The organism is Pseudomonas sp. P135, from assembly GCF_020312125.1.
Classification (GTDB): domain Bacteria; phylum Pseudomonadota; class Gammaproteobacteria; order Pseudomonadales; family Pseudomonadaceae; genus Aquipseudomonas; species Aquipseudomonas fragariae.
The window spans coordinates 1-15,964 of sequence record NZ_JAGPYR010000013.1 but is presented as its reverse complement, the minus strand read 5'-3'; the positions used below and the strand labels follow the sequence as shown (position 1 = coordinate 15,964).

General features: G+C 60.0%; 10 protein-coding genes and 1 tRNA gene. 8 read left to right on the top strand and 3 right to left on the bottom strand.

The features are described 5' to 3' along the window. Positions 1-113 precede the first annotated feature (113 nt). A tRNA-Asn gene (locus KBY08_RS18345) sits at positions 114-189 on the top strand. A 371-nt stretch (positions 190-560) separates the two neighbouring features. Here KBY08_RS18345 and mapR read toward each other — a convergent pair. Then, the gene (gene mapR, locus KBY08_RS18340) at positions 561-1,970 is read right to left on the bottom strand and encodes a GntR family transcriptional regulator MpaR (RefSeq protein ID WP_003407421.1); all 1,410 of its coding nucleotides are present in this window, start codon (positions 1,968-1,970) and stop codon (positions 561-563) included. 427 nt (positions 1,971-2,397) lie between these two features. Between mapR and KBY08_RS18335 the strand changes: the two genes are divergently transcribed. After that, entirely contained in the window at positions 2,398-3,885 is a 1,488-nt protein-coding gene (locus tag KBY08_RS18335; RefSeq protein WP_024641967.1) for a SulP family inorganic anion transporter, read from the top strand. Positions 3,886-3,908: 23 nt separating this feature from the next. On the opposite strand, the gene KBY08_RS18330 is transcribed toward KBY08_RS18335, so the two are convergent. Then, positions 3,909-5,084, bottom strand: a complete 1,176-nt coding sequence (locus tag KBY08_RS18330) for a sensor histidine kinase (protein WP_110392543.1) — start codon at positions 5,082-5,084, stop codon at positions 3,909-3,911. Positions 5,085-5,089: 5 nt separating this feature from the next. Continuing rightward, complete coding sequence (locus KBY08_RS18325; protein WP_003435879.1) at positions 5,090-5,779, bottom strand: response regulator; 690 nt, start codon at positions 5,777-5,779, stop codon at positions 5,090-5,092. A 98-nt stretch (positions 5,780-5,877) separates the two neighbouring features. On the opposite strand from KBY08_RS18325, the gene KBY08_RS18320 reads away from it, so the two are divergent. The 6 genes from KBY08_RS18320 (at position 5,878) to KBY08_RS18295 (ending at position 15,696) form a co-directional block, all read left to right on the top strand. Continuing rightward, positions 5,878-7,350, top strand: coding sequence for an efflux transporter outer membrane subunit (locus KBY08_RS18320; protein ID WP_110392542.1), 1,473 nt, complete (start codon positions 5,878-5,880; stop codon positions 7,348-7,350). A gap of 19 nt (positions 7,351-7,369) precedes the next feature. Continuing rightward, complete coding sequence (locus tag KBY08_RS18315) at positions 7,370-8,218, top strand: MipA/OmpV family protein (RefSeq protein WP_111522761.1); 849 nt, start codon at positions 7,370-7,372, stop codon at positions 8,216-8,218. Positions 8,219-8,234: 16 nt separating this feature from the next. After that, positions 8,235-9,368, top strand: coding sequence for an efflux RND transporter periplasmic adaptor subunit (locus KBY08_RS18310; protein WP_111522760.1), 1,134 nt, complete (start codon positions 8,235-8,237; stop codon positions 9,366-9,368). Continuing rightward, the gene (locus KBY08_RS18305) at positions 9,365-12,436 is read left to right on the top strand and encodes an efflux RND transporter permease subunit (protein ID WP_111522759.1); all 3,072 of its coding nucleotides are present in this window, start codon (positions 9,365-9,367) and stop codon (positions 12,434-12,436) included. Before KBY08_RS18310 ends, KBY08_RS18305 begins: the two co-directional genes overlap by 4 nt. 73 nt (positions 12,437-12,509) lie before the next feature. After that, positions 12,510-13,751 (top strand): M20/M25/M40 family metallo-hydrolase, encoded by a 1,242-nt coding sequence (locus KBY08_RS18300; RefSeq protein ID WP_003407399.1) that lies wholly within the window; start codon positions 12,510-12,512, stop codon positions 13,749-13,751. Positions 13,752-14,220: 469 nt separating this feature from the next. Next, positions 14,221-15,696, top strand: coding sequence for a TolC family outer membrane protein (locus tag KBY08_RS18295; protein WP_225651234.1), 1,476 nt, complete (start codon positions 14,221-14,223; stop codon positions 15,694-15,696). The last annotated feature ends 268 nt before the right edge of the window (positions 15,697-15,964 follow it).

Below are 15,964 nucleotides of genomic sequence, written 5' to 3'. Positions count from 1 at the left end.
CGTGTGTTATGAACTGTGCCCCTGTCTGGCCGGAAATGACATCCGGATGAACGAGCAGGATTTTTTTCTGCTCTGCTTGACTTCCTTTTCCGAATCAGTAACATAGCGCTCATTCCGCGATAGCTCAGTTGGTAGAGCAAGTGACTGTTAATCACTGGGTCCCTGGTTCGAGTCCAGGTCGTGGAGCCAGACAATACTTCAAAGGCAATGTATAAGGCCTTTGAACAAGAAAAACCCGCCTAATGGCGGGTTTTTTCGTTTTGGCGGTAATGCAACGCGGCTTCAGTATTCCTGGCTCGCGGCGCCTCAATATGGCGAAATAGTCCCCAACAAACCCACCGCGATTGCCAACAATAAAAAACCTATCAAAGAAAGTCCGAGCTTGCCCATGAGCGTCTCCTGCTGATCGATCCGTCTGTAACGAGCCGCAGGCGTCGCTCTTGGCGGTCATCCTGCGCGTTTGAAAGCGCTGCCATTATCGTGCTCGGACTGATTCTGGTACAGATTCAGAAACGGCTTAAAAATACGGATCAGTTGCCTTTGTGAAGGCATGAAAATGCTCAGAACGACGCGAGGATACGCCCCAGCATCGCCATGGCCTGCTCGCTGCGTTCATCCCAGGGTGTGCCGTAGTTGAGACGCGCGCAGTTCTTGAAGCGCCTGGACGCGGAAAAGATCGGGCCGGGTGCCAGGCTGATGCCCTGCGCGAGTGCGAGTTGAAAGAGCTGCAGCGAATCAACCTGCTCGGGGAATTCGAACCACAGAAAGTAGCCGCCGACGGGGCGGGTGACGCGTGTCGCCGCCGGGAAATAGCGGGCGGCAGCAGCGAGCATCGCGCCTTGTTGCAGTTCGAGGGTGTCACGCAGTTTGCGCAGATGGCGGTCATAGCCACCGTGCTTGAGGTAGTCGGCGAGCGCGGCCTGGGCGGGGACCGAAGGGGAGAGGGTGGTCATGAGCTTGAGGCGGTCAATCTGTTCGGTGTAACGACCGCCTGCCACCCAGCCGACCCGATAGCCGGGCGCGAGGGTCTTGGAAAACGAGCTGCAGTGCATCACCAGTCCGCTGCGATCCAGGCTTTTCACCGGGTGAGGCGCGTTGGCGCCGTAATACAGTTCGGCGTACACATCGTCCTCGATCAGCGGGATCTGCTGCTGTTCCAGCAGGTCGTAGAGCCTGATCCTGTTCGCCTGAGTCATGCTCGCGCCCAATGGGTTCTGAAAGCTGCTCATGAACCAGCAAGCCTTGATCGGCAGGCGTGTCAGGCTGTCCTGCAGCGAGTCGAGGTCCACGCCGTCACGCGGATGCACGGGGATTTCGACGGCTTTCAGCTTCAGACGCTCCAGCACTTGAAGGCAGGCATAGAACGCCGGGGCTTCGATGGCGACCAGGTCGCCGGGCTCGGTGACGCACTGCAGGCACAGGTTCAGGGCTTCCATCGCGCCATTGGTAATGACCAGTTCGTCCGCCGGCAAGCGCACGCCACTGATCATGTAGCGCAGGGCGATCTGTCGGCGCAGCTCGGGATTCCCGGTGGTCATGTCGCTGACGATGCCTGCAGGCGTCAGCGCACGCACAGCTGACGCCATCGACTTCGCCAGGCTCGCCAGCGGATACAGGTGCGGGCTGGGAAACGCCGAGCCGAACGGTACGGTGTCCGGGTCCTTGAGCGAGCCGAGCACTGAAAAGATCAGGTCGCTGACGCCCAGTTCGGTACCTTCGCTGGTATGTCTGACCAGTTCAGGTTCGGTCAGTGCGTTGGCGGCATGCTCACGCACGTAATACCCGGAGCGTGCGCGGGCCTGAATCAGTCCCTTGTCTTCCAGCAGGTAATAGGCCTTGAAGACCGTTGCCGGGCTGACGGACCAGGTGCGACTCGCGACCCGTACGGACGGGACTTTTTCCCCGGCGGGCAGGACGCCGCTGCGAATCATTTCCGAGATGTCGGCGGCGAATTTTTCGTAGCGTTTCATAAGCGGCATCGAATCGACAAGGCTGCATCATGAGCGAAACCGGCCATAACGAACAGAGACACAACAGCTGTAAAAAACAGTATCAGATGGCTTGTTCACGTGTTTCAGGGGGTTGCGCCATCCGTCACTCAGGTCGTTCGGAGAGATGACTTATGCTTGAACCCCTCAAACGGATAGGTCTATGATGCCAGCGCCTTACGACCCATCGAAGGAAATAGACGTGCCCCGTTCCAACTGGCTGCCTACGCCGCCTTAGCGCTACGCCCCCCTCGCAACACCTGACTGCCTTCTTGCTGCAGTCGCCCGTTGCTGCGCCCGTTTTTTGGTCGCCGCCACTCCCAATCTGACTACTCAATCGAAAACCGATGCTCCTGCTCGTCCGGCAATCGCTGCCGTGCGTCTTGCTGCGTCTGTCACAGGTATTCCCATGTTAGAAAAAATCAAAGCTACGTGGTTTTCCAACGTTCGTGCCGATGTATTGGCCGGGCTTGTTGTTGCATTGGCCCTGATTCCAGAGGCCATCGCGTTCTCCATCATTACCGGGGTAGACCCGAAAGTCGGGCTTTACGCGTCGTTCTGTATCTGCGTGGTCATCGCTTTCGTGGGCGGGCGCCCGGCGATGATTTCTGCGGCCACCGGTGCGATGGCCTTGCTGATGGTGAATCTGGTCAAAGAGCACGGGCTTCAGTATTTACTGGCCGCCACCTTGCTCTGCGGCGTACTGCAGATCATCGCCGGCTATCTGCGCCTGGGTGAATTGATGCGCTTCGTTTCACGCTCGGTGGTTACCGGGTTCGTGAATGCACTGGCAATTCTGATCTTCATGGCCCAGTTGCCGGAATTGACCCATGTGACCTGGCCGGTGTACGCCATGACCGCAGCGGGCCTGGCAATCATCTACCTGTTCCCGCGTGTGCCGGTGCTGGGAAAGCTGCTGCCTTCGCCGCTGGTGTGCATTCTGGTGCTCACCGCGATTTCCATTTACATGGGGCTTGATGTACGAACCGTGGGTGACATGGGCGCAATGCCCGACAGCCTGCCGACCTTCATGTGGCCGGACGTCGCGCTCAACCTCGACACGCTGTTGATCATTCTGCCGTATTCCGCCGCGCTGGCCGTGGTGGGCCTGCTGGAGTCGATGATGACCGCGACCATCGTCGATGACCTGACCGATACCACCAGTGACCGAAACCGTGAGTGCAAAGGGCAGGGCATTGCCAATATCGCCACGGGGCTGATCGGTGGCATGGCTGGCTGCGCCATGATCGGCCAGTCGATGATCAACGTGAAGTCTGGCGGCAGAACACGTCTTTCAACCCTCAGCGCAGGTTTGCTGCTGTTGATCATGATGCTGTTTCTGGGTGAATGGCTGGCGCGTATTCCGATGGCGGCGCTGGTGGCGGTGATGATCATGGTGTCGATCAGTACCTTCAGTTGGGGATCGATCCGCAACCTCAAGGAATACCCGCTCTCGACCAACATCGTGATGGTGGTCACCGTGGTGGTGGTCGTGGCGACCCACAACCTTGCCTATGGGGTGCTGGTCGGGTCTCTGCTTGCCTCGATGTTCTTTGCCAGCAAGATCGCTCATTTCCTGGAAGTCACGTCGCATCGTGATCCGTTGCACAGCCATCGCACCTACTACGTGACCGGCCAGGTATTCTTCGCCTCCGCTGACCGTTTCATGGCCTCGTTCGACCTGCGCGAAAGCCTCGATACACTGGTCATCGATCTGCGCGAGGCGCATTTCTGGGACATCACCGCTATTGCCGCACTAGACAAGGTGGTTTTGAAACTGAGAAAAGCAGGTATCATTGTGGACGTTATCGGCATGAACCGCGCCACCGCCACGCTGGTGGACCGGTTTGGTGTGCATGACAAGCCGGACGGTATCGACTCGTTGATGGGGCACTGATCTGCGGGGCCGGGCAGACAGGCTCAGCCCGGAATCTCCAAGCGGATGACGGATCCTCCGCCTGGTCTGTTGCGGACCTCGATAGTGCCGCCATGCTCGAGGCAAATGGCTCTGGCGATGGACAGGCCAAGGCCGCTGCCTCCCGAATAGCGCGCCCGCGAACGTTCGGCACGCCAGAAACGGTCGAACACCTGTTCGAGGTTCTCCGGGCCGAAACCGGGGCCGCGGTCCGAGACGCTCAGTTCCATGCGCCCTGCGCTGGCTCTGCCGACAATCAGCAGTTCTCCGCCCATTGCCGAATAGCGCAGCGCATTATCGACGAGAATATTCACCACCTGACCGATCCGGTCACGGTCGGCGTTGACGGTCAATTTCCGCGGGATATCGATCGTCACGACGACACCGGCCTCATCGAGCGGTGCGGCAAACCAGCCCAGCCGTTCGACCACCAGTTTCTCAAGGGAAAACTCCGTCTTGTCCAGGGTCAGCTGACCCGCGCTGGCGAGCGAGAGCAGGTGCAGATCACTCACCAGTTTGTTCAACTGGCCGAGCTGGCGGTGGACCATTTCCAGTTGTGCCAGGTCACGCGGGAACACCTCGTCGATCATGCCTTGTATGCGCCCCATGGCGGCATTCAGAGGCGTACGCAGCTCGTGGGCAATCATGGCGCTGGATTCGCTGACTTCCAGTTCGTAACGGCCGAGCTGGGTGGTCATGGTGTTGAAGTCGCTGACCAGTGCCTGTAGTTCGTCCGGGCCGTTGGTGCTCATCGGCAGGCGTGTCTTGAAATCACCCTGGGCGACCTGACGTGCGCCTCTGGCAATCGAGGAAAACTGGCTTGAAAGCGGACGGGAAAACAGAAAGCCGAAGAATATGATGATCGGGATCGCGATCGACACCAGCGCTGCCAGTACCCACCATTCCTTGTTGGCAATGCCCGGCAGCAGGTTTTCGATCGGGTAATACTCGACGAACAGTTCGCGCAGCTTGGCCATGTCCAGGGTGGGCTCGGCCTGCAGTCGCAGGAATTCCATGCGCACGTCGGCCGGCATTGCCTGCAGGGTGAGCCAGTCAGAGACCGTGACGTGCAGCCACATGCAAAACGCGATGACGATGACCGCACCGACGGCGAGCATGCTCATGCGCATGCCGACCCAGTGCCACAACGGTTTTTGTCTGTGCCTGAAAAAATGTCGCATGAGGATTACCTGAATCGATAGCCGACCGAACGGACGGTGACCAGCACGTTTTCCACGCCATGGATCTCCAGCTTGCGCCGCAGGTTATGCACATGCGCATCGACAACCCTGGCCAGCGCCTCGCTGTCGGGCAGGCAGATTTCCAGCAGTTCTTCGCGAGTGAAGGCCTTGGACGGCGTTTTCAGCAGCGTTGAAAGGATCTTGAACTCGGTAGGTGTCAGGTCGAGTACGGTCTCTGCGCCATCCTGACCTTCAATGATCGCGGTGACCGCATCCAGCTCCACCAGCAGGTTCTGGTAGCGCAAATGACGCTCGTTATTGCCGTTCTGCTGGGAGCGCCGCAGAACCGCGTGCACGCGGGCCACCACTTCCCGCGGATTGTAGGGCTTGACCACATAATCGTCGGCCCCATAGCGCAAGGCACCGAGCTTTTCCGGTTCGTCGCCCATGGCGGTGACCATGATCACCGGCGTGTCGCTGCAGCGCCGGACTGCTGAAAGCACGTCCGTGCCACTGACAAGCGGCAGCATGACGTCCAGCAGAATCAGGTCGGGTTTCCACTGACGGTGCATATCGATACCGCGCTGACCGTTTTCGGCCAGCCCGACGTTGAAGCCGTCACGACGCAGGTAAGCCTCAAGAATGCTGGCACTGTCGGCATCGTCTTCAACGATAAGAATGCGTTTTCCTGACACGAGCGCGCCTCTTGATCAAATCTTGATAATTCACGAACGGTTTGTTGAAAGTCGACGTTCAGGATGCTGCCCAGAGCCCACTGTCGCGGACAGATCCTATGCCGATGAGTACACCGCTGTCCAAGCGTATCCGCAACCGCCGCCGGTATTGCCTGGCCATGCTGGCGAGCCTGGTTCTTTCGGGCTGCTCGTTGATACCGGCCTATCAGCGTCCAGCGTTGCCGGTCCCTGTCGATCAGGTGTCTGCTGTTGTCCCGGCCTCGAGTACTTCCGCCGACCTGACGCTCACTGCCGACGAAGAAGCGCTCGCTGCCGAGTTGTCGCCAAAGGTCGAGCTGCGCGGGCTGCTGCAATCGGCGCTGGCGTTCAATCGCGATTTTCGTGTGGCGGTGCTGCGTGTGGAGGAGGCCAGGGCAATGCGCGGCATTACCCGCGCCGATCGCGTTCCGACCCTTGCTGCAGGTGTCGAGCGCGATCGTCAGCACTTCGATAATGCGGCCGCCGACGAGCGTTATGGTCAGGACATTTCCATCGCGTCGGTGGGCGTCTCTGACTTCGAACTGGATTTTTTCGGGCGCGTGCGCAGCCTGTCAGAGGCGGCGCGGCACGATTATCTGGCCAGCACCTACGGCCAGCAGGCGGCACGCAGTGCGCTGGTTGCGGAAGTCGCCCGCGCCTGGCTGGCCGAGCGTCTGGCCGCCGCCGTGCAGCAGGATGCGCAGGCGGTTCACGAGGCGCGGCTGATGCTGGTCAAGGCGGCCGAAGAGCAGCAGCGTCAAGGTGCACTTTCGCTGGACGATCTGATGGTTCAGCGCCTCGACACTCTGACCGCGCAACAGCAGGTACAGGATGCGGCAAGCGATCACGCCAACGCGTCGCAGGCCTTGTTGTTGCTTACCGGCTATTCGACAGCGTTGCCCGCGACTAAGCCAGATACCCCTGCGCTGACCGCCGCGCTGGTAGAGACGCCGGCCTGGCTGTCGAATCTGCCGTCTCAGCGTCTGCTGGAGCGTTTTGACATCCGCCAGCGCGAAGAAGCGCTCAAGGCCAGCAATGCCAACATTGGTGCTGCCCGTGCGGCGTTCTTTCCGTCGATAAAACTCAGTACCGGCGTGGGCTTGCAGAGCGACAGCCTGCGCACCTTGTTCAGCAACGGCAGCGGTGCCTGGCTGTTCACCCCGCAATTGAATCTGCCGCTGTTCGACGGCGGGCGTAATCAGGCCAACCTGGATCTTGCCAAGGTGCGTCAGCAGATCGCGGTGGCCGAGTATGAAAAGGCCGTGCAGAACGCCTTCCGTGAAATGTCCGCCGTGCTGACCCGCCGTCAGCAGGCCCTGAACCAGGTCCGCAACGAGGTCGAGCGGGTGGCGCTGGTCCAGGAAAAAGTGCGGCGCCTGTCCTTTGAACTCAATGCGGGCGCCGTCGAGCGCACGGCATTGCTGGTTTCCACTCTCCGTATTGCCGAAGCCGACGCAGCCGCTCGCAAGTCCCTCGATGCGCTGCAGCAAAACCGCATCGATGTGTTTCGAGTGCTGCACGGAGCAGAACCGACAACCCCACCCCAATCCTGAATGAAACCGGAGTATCCCCATGAGCCCTGCAATCTCTCGTACTCACCTGCGCTCTGCGCTGCTTAAACCTGTGCTGACCGTGTTGATCACCTCTGCGGCCATGACCCTGGCCGGTCAGGCCTGCGCGCAGGACAGCACTGCTCAAGGCCAATCGATGCTGGGTGACAGGTTCAACGTCAATTTCGGACTCGGCATGGCCGTGCTGCCGCGCTACATGGGGGCTGATGAATACCGCAGTCAGGTGGTGCCCATGCTGACGGTCCAGCGTGGCATCTTCTTCGCCGACACCACGCGCGGTCTGGGGCTGCAATGGCAGTCGGATTCCGGGTTCGGTGCCAGCGCTGCACTCAATTACGATTTCGGTCGTACCGAGAAAAACAGTACGAATCGGCCTGGTTCCAACGAGCTGATAGGGATGGGTACCGTCAAGGGCGCGACCGTTGGCGACTTCATGGTTTCTCAGCAACTCATGCCGTGGCTGTCCGTCAGTGCCGAGGCCGAACTGCGGGTGGCTGGCGAACAACGTGGCAATCGCTATCGGTTGGGCTTCGAGGGCATCGCTTATCACAGCCAGACCGACACGGTGACCCTCGACATTGATGCGCACGCCGGTGACGGTCGTTACAACCAGACCTATTTCGGCGTGAGTCCGATTCAGAGTCAGCGCACCGGCTTCTCCCGTTTCAACGCAGACAGCGGCATTTACGCGTACTCGGCGGCGCTCGCCTGGCAGCATACCTTCGACGCCCACTGGTCAACCGTCGCAAGCGTCGGGGTGACGCACTACACCGACCAGACCCGGGGCAGCCCGTTGGTCGAGACCGATGCCGAAGGCAGTGGCCTGATTGTCTTGAATTACGCTTTCTGAAGGGTTGAAGCCTGCCATGCGATTGAATCCTGATGCGTTTCTGGCTCTACGGCGGTGTGTGTCACGCGCTTGCGGCGTGGTGCTGATCACTCTGATGATCAGTGGTTGCGGTGATAAACAGACGGCCAGTGCTCCGCCTGTCCGGGCGGTCAAGGTTGAGACGGTGCGGGCAGGAGAGGGCGCTGCGCTGCGCTTCATCGGCACTGTTCGAGAGCAGGAGCGCGCCAGTCTGGCGTTTGAATCGGCAGGCACCCTGACAGAGCTGCGGGTCGACATTGGCGATAGCGTCAAGCCGGGCCAGGTGCTCGCCCGCCTTGATCCGCAGCCTGCGCAATTGCGTCTGCAGGAGGCGCAGGCCGCTTTGCGGCTGGCTCGGGCTCAGGCGCTGGAGCGCCAGCGTAACTACCAGCGTCAGCAAAACCTGCTCGCAGCGGGCAGTGTCGCCCAGAGCGTGGTCGAGTCGGCCCAGTCGTCCAGTGAACAAGCCAGCGCCGAGCTGATCCGCACGCAAGCCGAGCTGGACCTGGCCCGTCGCGAACTGGATCGCACCCGCTTGATCGCCCCCTTTGCCGGGCGCGTGGTGGCCCGCCATGCACAACCGCAGAACTTGTTACCCGCCGGGCAGGTGCTGCTGGATGTCGAATCCGCTGCAGAGCAACAAGTGGTGGCAGCTGTTCCGCTGGCACTTGCCGATTCGCTTCAGCCTGGCGACCTCGCCATGGCCTCGAATAGTGCAGACGGTACGGCAGGGTTTGATCTCGCCCTGGAAGGCATTTCGCCCCGAGCCGATGACGGGCTGGTCAGAACGGCCGTGTTCCGAGTGCTGCGGCCTGCCGGCAGGCTGCCCAGTGGCGTCACGCTGCTTGTGCAAATGCATCCCGCTGCCGACGCACAGGCGCTGTCGGTTCCGCTGCAAGCGTTATGGATGGGGACCAGCAGCCACCTTGCCGAAGTCTTCGTCTACCAGTCGGGAGGAACAGTCGCCGTCCGCTCTGTCACGCTGGGTACAGTCAGAGAAGGCCGTGCACTGATCGTCAGCGGGCTGGTCGCAGGTGAGCAGGTGGTCACTGCCGGCGCCGCCTTTCTGCAGGACGGTCAGCCCGTCACGCTGTTTCACTCAGACACTCGCCTGAGCGGTGCCGCGCAATGAACCTTACTTCCCGCGCCATGGGCGCAAGCCGCCTGACCCTGTTTGCCGCCTTGCTGATTTTGCTGGCCGGTGTCGCGACTTTTTTGAGCTTTCCTTCTCAGGAAGAGCCGTCGGTGACCGTTCGCGACGCACTGGTCAGCGTATCTCTGGAAGGGCTGTCCGCAGAGCGCACCGAGGAACTGCTCGCCAGGCCGCTCGAAGAGCGTATCCGTGAACTGGCCGAGATCAAGAACGTGCTCACCACGGTCCAGCCTGGCCGAGTGATCGTGCAGGTCACGGCGTATGACAACGTCAAGGATCTCGGGCTGCTGTGGCAACGGCTCCGGGCGAAGGTGAGCGAAACGAGCGGTGGTTTTCCGCCTGGCACCCAAGGGCCTTTCGTCGATGATGATTTCGGTCGCGTCGCCGTGGCTTCGGTCGCGCTGACCGCGCCGGGTTTCACCATGAGCGAGATGCGCGGGCCGATCAAACGCTTGCGCGATCAGCTGTATGCGCTCAAGGGCGTCGATCAGGTCCAGCTGTATGGGCTGCAGGATGAACGCATTTACCTCGACTTCAATCACCAGACGCTGGCCGCCGCCGGACTTTCCCCGCAACAGCTGCTTCAGCAACTGCAGGCCCGCAACCTGATCGCAACGGGAGGCAACCCGGTCATCGGCCAGCAGAGCACCACGCTTTCGATCAGTGGCGAGGTGCTTTCGCCGGAGCAACTTCGGCAGTTCCCGGTGCAGTTGCCCAGTGGTCAGAAGGTCGTGTTGCAGAACCTGAGCAGGGTATCGGTGAGCCCTGTCGACCCGCCTGAAACCGAAGCGATCTATCAGGGACAGGACGCCGTGGTATTGGCCGTTTCGATGCAGCCAGGCCTCAATGTGCAAACGTTCGGTGATGCCTTGCGCAAGCGACTCGGTGAGCTGGAGCAGCAACTTCCGACGGGCTTTACCTTACACGTGGTGACCTTCCAGTCCAGCGTGGTCGAGCACGAGATGAACAAGATGTATCACGTCATGGCCGAGACGGTGGTGATCGTGATGTGCGTGGTCATGCTGTTTCTGGGCTGGCGCACCGGGCTGGTGGTCGGGGTAATTGTGCCCTTGACCATCCTCAGTACGCTGCTGGTCATGCGCGCCCTGGGGATCGAGCTGCAGACGGTGTCGATTGCCGCGATCATCCTGGCCCTGGGGTTGCTGGTGGATAACGGCATTGTCATCGCCGAAGACATCGAGCGACGCCTGCATGCGGGAGAGGATCGACGGCGCGCCTGTGAGGAGGCAGGGCGCACCTTGATGGTCCCTCTGCTGACCTCTTCACTGGTCATCGTGCTGGCGTTTTCGCCCTTCTTTCTGGGGCAGACCAGCACCAACGAATACCTGCGGTCGCTGGCGGTTGTGCTCGCCACGACGCTGATCAGCTCCTGGCTGCTCAGCGTCACGGTGACGCCTCTGTTGTGCTTCTATTTCGCCAGGGTGCCGGCCGTCACGGCGTCGGCGGATGAGGCTGATGAGGCTGATGAGGCTGATGAGTATGCCTCGGTGTTCTACCGTGGCTATCGCAAGGTCATCGAGGGGTTGCTGAATCACTCGCTGCTCTTCATTGCCTGCATGATGGGGTTGCTGGCGTTGGCGGTCGTGGTGCTGACCCGGGTGCCGTACGATTTTCTGCCGAAGTCGGACCGCATGCAGTTCCAGATCCCGCTGGTGCTGGAGCCCGGCAGCAGCTCGCGTGACACGTCGCAGGCGGTGCGTGATATCAGCCAGTGGCTGAGCAGCGATCAGGATGTGGAACACAGCATTGGCTATGTCGCCAGTGGCGGGCCGCGTATCGTGCTTGGCCTCAATCCCCCGTTGCCCGCGCCGAATATCGCGTACTTCACTGTCAGCGTGCGCGAAGGCGCGAATCTCGATGCGGTGATCGAGCGCACACGGCATTTCATCCTCGCGCAGCACCCCGAAATCGAAGCGCAGCCCAAACGATTCTCGATGGGCACCACCGAGGCGGGGATTGCGGTCTACCGGGTCATCGGTCCTGACGAGAACGTGCTGCGCGGTATTAGCCGGCAGATCGAGCAGGCGTTATCGGCGTTGCCCGGAACCCTGGACGTCCACGATGACTGGCGGACCCGATTGCTGCGTTACGACGTTGTCGTCGATCCGTACAAGGCCTTGCAGGCCGGTGTTGCCACTCAGGACATCGCCCAGGCCCTGCAACTGAGAAACAGCGGGCTGTCCGTGTCGTCGCTGCAGGATGGCGATACTGCTGTCGCCGTTGTGGCGCGCGAGCAGAGCACGCTGAGCAAACCGGGCAATGATCTGGACAGCACATTGATTTACCCGGCTTCCGGGGGCGCGCCGTTGATGTTGTCGGCCATTGCCACTGTCGAGCCCAGGGCCGAGGCATCGACCATCCAGCGGCGTAATCTGCAACGCGCGATCACGGTGGTCGGACACAATCCGTCAATGACAGCGACCTCGATCGTCGAGCAGTTGGCCCCGCAGATGGCTGCAATCAGCCTGCCGGCGGGTTACCACATCGAACCGGGTGGCGAAATAGAAGACTCGGCCGAGGCCAATCAGGCGCTGCTGCAGTACATGCCACACGCGCTGGTCGCGATGCTGTTGTTGTTCGTCTGGCAGTTCAATTCGTTCCGCAAGCTGCTGATCGTCATCTCCAGCGTGCCCTTCGTGCTGATCGGCGTGGCGCTGGCATTGGTGCTCACTGGCTATCCGTTCGGCTTCATGGCCACCTTCGGGCTGCTGTCGCTGGCCGGCATCATCGTCAACAATGCCGTGCTGCTGCTCGAACGTATCGAGGCTGAGCGCGAGCAAGGCCTGGCGGTGCGTGACGCAGTGGTCCATGCCGCGATCAAGCGCTTGCGGCCGATCGTGATGACCAAACTGACCTGCATCATCGGGCTGGTGCCGCTGATGCTGTTTGCCGGTCCGCTCTGGGAGGGCATGGCGATCACCATCATGGGTGGCCTTGCATTGGGCACGCTGGTGACACTGGGCCTGATTCCGATCCTCTACGCGCTGCTTTTCGACCGCTTCGAGCGCTGGCGCAAGGCGAGGTGAGCCATGACGGCCGGTGCCTGTGTAAGGTATGGTCCTGAAAAACCTCGACGAACCGAACACAAGGATGGAACACATGCGCTCATTTTCCCGCTCGCCACTGGCTGCTCATCTCGCTCTGGCGCTTGCGTTGACAGCTCTGGCACCGGCGGCCATGGCCGAACCGCACAAGGCCATCCAGGCCGATGCCGAGCAATACAAGGACGAAGCCTTGAAGTTGCTGGAGCGTCTGGTGAACATCGACTCGGGTTCCGGGTATGTACCGGGCCTGACCAAGGTCAGCGACATCGCGATCGAAGAACTGAAAAAGCTCGGTGCCACTATCGAGCTCGTTCCAAATACGCCAGAAGCCAGCAACCACGTCATCGCCACCCTGAAAGGCACCGGCAAGGCGAAGATTCTGCTGATGGCGCACATGGACACCGTGTTCAAGGAAGGCTCCGCGGCCGAGCGTCCATTTCATATCAAGGACGGGCGTGCCTACGGCCCAGGCGTGATGGATGACAAGGGCGGCATCGTTGCGGCTATCTATGCGCTGAAAGTCTTGCACAACCTGAAGTTCACCGACTACGCGCAGATCACGGTGCTGCTCGACGCCAGTGAGGAGACTGGCTCAGGCGTCGCTACCGAGCTGATCAAGAAAACCGCGAAGGAGCATGACGTCACGCTCAACCTGGAGCCGGGACGTCCGGCCGACGGTCTGGTGGTGTGGCGCAAAGGCTCGGCAACCGCACTGGTCGAAGTCAAGGGCAAGGCCTCGCATGCAGGCGTTGCGCCTGAGTTGGGACGTAACGCCGCGACCGAAGTTGCCCATCAGATCCTGCAACTCGGCAAGCTGGGTGACGAGGAGAAGAAAACCACCATCAACTTCACCGTGCTCAAGGCGGGAGACCGCACCAACGTGATTCCTGATCAGGCCAGCGCCAAGGCCGATGTGCGTGCTGCCGTACCGGAGGAGTTTGACCGCGTCGAGCAGGATCTGGCCAGGGTGTCGGCCAACAGGTTGGTGCCTGATACCGAGGTCAAGACCAGTCTGGTCCGTGGCCTGCCACCGATGCCGCAGACCGCGCAGTCCGATGCATTGGTCGCGATGGCACAAGGCATCTACGGCGAACTGGGCCGCACCCTGACCATCGAGGGCAGCGGCGGGGCGGCTGATTCAAGTCTGTCTGCCAGCGTGGGCACACCGACGCTGGACGGCTTCGGTATTGTCGGCGGCAATATCCATACGCCTGAAGAGTATGCCGAAGTGGGCAGCGTGGCGCCGCGGATCTACTTGCTGTCGCGAATGATCATGAAGTTGTCCGGGCAACAGTGATTCGACAGGCCTCCCGTGCGTGGCGCGGGAGGCTGTAGAGTCGATGACTCGCTTTTAAACAAATACAGGGCTGCCCCCCCCCCCCGAACCTGCTGACTCTGTTTTACACCCTGGCCATGCAAAACGGACCGTCGTCGCGGATCCAGAGCCCTGGAAGGTCAGCATGATTTCGCCTGTTTCCTTAACCCATAGTCATTTTATTAGTGTGTCTGCGGCCTTGAGCCGAGCCGGTTTTTGCGTAATAGCCGATTAGCATTTCTGCATATATTTAATTATGACCTTAATGCTATATCGAAAAGATACGCTGCCCCCTATCAATACTAAGCAGATGAGCCTTGGGCACGGGCTAGAGGTCAGTAGCCCCAAAATTAAACTCAAAAAAAGTTCAACAAATCGGATACAAGGTCGATACAAATAATTGACGCCGCCATAATGGCGTTCTAGTATTGCCCACCTTTTTGATATCAATATGCTACCGCAAGGACGCGCCGTGTATCCTCATGCCCTCAAACTGGCTTTGCTGTTCCTGCTCACCATCGCGTTGGCTCCCTCGTTTGCAGCGCCTGCCACCGTCAATTTGCCAGGCGATCAGGGCGTTGTTCATGACCGCCGGGATCTGCTAAAGCGCCACGCGGATCTTTTAGATGTTTATAAAGCCGCCTTTTTCAACGATGCGCGATTGTCCGCAGCGCGTCATGCTTACAGGGCACAACGCGAAGGCGTGCCTCAGGCGCGTGCAGGCCTGCTGCCGAATCTGACCGCCGGGGCAACGTCAGAAGTAACCCGTCTGGAGCGAGACGAGCCTTCCCTAAGCCGAGAGCGAAGTGGCACAACGTTTCGTGCCAACCTCAGTCAGCCGTTGTTCCGCATTGATCGCTGGTTTCAATTGAAGGCTGCGCAATCGAGCCTGGATCAAGCCGGGCTTGAGCTGTCGGCCAAAGAGCAAAACTTGCTGCTGACCGCTGCCCAGGCCTACTTTGAAACACTGCGCCAACTGGACGCGTTCGCAGCCGCCCAGGCTGAAGAAGCTGCGCTATTGCGTCAGCGCGACCAGGCTCAAGGGCGTCTGGAGGATGGTGCTTCAAGCATCACGGACGTGCATGACGCCCAGGCGGCCTATGACAATGCCCGGGCCAACCGGCAACTGGTGCAGCGAAAAGTAGATGATGCCTATGAAGCGCTGGAGCGCCTGACCAAGCACAGCTACACGTCAATTGCAGGCATAAGACACCAGATGCCGGTAGAGGCGCCCATACCCAATGATGCCCGTGCCTGGGTCGATATTGCCCTGCGGCAAAATCTTGAGCTGCAAGCCAGCGAGCGTGCAGTCAGTGCTGCCGAGCAAACGCTTAATCAGCGTAAAGCCGGGCATGCCCCCACTGTTGACGCTGTTGCTTCTTATCGCAAAGGTGATAACGACAGCTTTGGCTACAGTAACCCGACTGACTTCGGCAGTAACGGTTATCGCGACCAGGTCGCGCAAAGCAGCATTGGCATTGAGCTCAATATCCCTCTTTACTCGGGCGGAATGACCAACTCCCAGATCAAGGAGTCCACCGAGCGTCTGTATCAGAGCCAGGACGAACAGGAAGACCGCCGCCGCGAAGTGGTGCTCAATACACGCAATGCGTTTCGCGGCATCAATACGGGCATAGAGCAGATTGCAGCCCGACGCCAAAGCATCATTTCCGGTCAGAAATCCGTGGAAGCCAATCAGGTGGGCGTGGACGTTGGCTCTCGCAATATTGCCGATGTACTCAATGCTCAGCGTCAGTTGTACGCTGCCGTGCGCGATTATAACGATGCCCGGTATGACTACATTCTCGATAACCTCAAGCTCAAACAGTCTGCTGGCATCCTCAGTCCTGATGACCTGAAAGCACTTGCGTTATATCTCAAGCAAGACTACGACCCTGCTCGCGATTTTCTGCCGCCAGGAGTCTGATATTCGTCACATCGGTAGTTAACGCAGTAGCGAACTGAACCCGTCGGTTATGCAAATCGCATATCCAATAAAGTGAATGCTTACAGCTAATTAGTAAATTGATCAGATTTGCCCATCAGTGGCAGATCGGCAGGGACGCGCTATGAATGATTCGGAAATGGGCACTCAAATGCCTGACAATGCCCCTCGCCTGGACACCGGCCTTGCCTCGCTGGTCATGCTTGCGCGCTTTCATCAGGTGGCGGCTTCGCCAGAGCAACTTGCCCAT

Bases quoted from the DNA above. Each gene is read 5' to 3' on its own strand.
- mapR (WP_003407421.1), bottom strand. From the start codon at position 1,970: ATGAAACGCTACGAAAAATTCGCCGCCGACATCTCGGAAATGATTCGC.
- KBY08_RS18335 (WP_024641967.1), top strand. From the start codon at position 2,398: ATGTTAGAAAAAATCAAAGCTACGTGGTTTTCCAACGTTCGTGCCGAT.
- KBY08_RS18330 (WP_110392543.1), bottom strand. From the start codon at position 5,084: ATGCGACATTTTTTCAGGCACAGACAAAAACCGTTGTGGCACTGGGTC.
- KBY08_RS18320 (WP_110392542.1), top strand. From the start codon at position 5,878: ATGCCGATGAGTACACCGCTGTCCAAGCGTATCCGCAACCGCCGCCGG.
- KBY08_RS18315 (WP_111522761.1), top strand. From the start codon at position 7,370: ATGAGCCCTGCAATCTCTCGTACTCACCTGCGCTCTGCGCTGCTTAAA.
- KBY08_RS18310 (WP_111522760.1), top strand. From the start codon at position 8,235: ATGCGATTGAATCCTGATGCGTTTCTGGCTCTACGGCGGTGTGTGTCA.
- KBY08_RS18305 (WP_111522759.1), top strand. From the start codon at position 9,365: ATGAACCTTACTTCCCGCGCCATGGGCGCAAGCCGCCTGACCCTGTTT.
- KBY08_RS18300 (WP_003407399.1), top strand. From the start codon at position 12,510: ATGCGCTCATTTTCCCGCTCGCCACTGGCTGCTCATCTCGCTCTGGCG.
- KBY08_RS18295 (WP_225651234.1), top strand. From the start codon at position 14,221: ATGCTACCGCAAGGACGCGCCGTGTATCCTCATGCCCTCAAACTGGCT.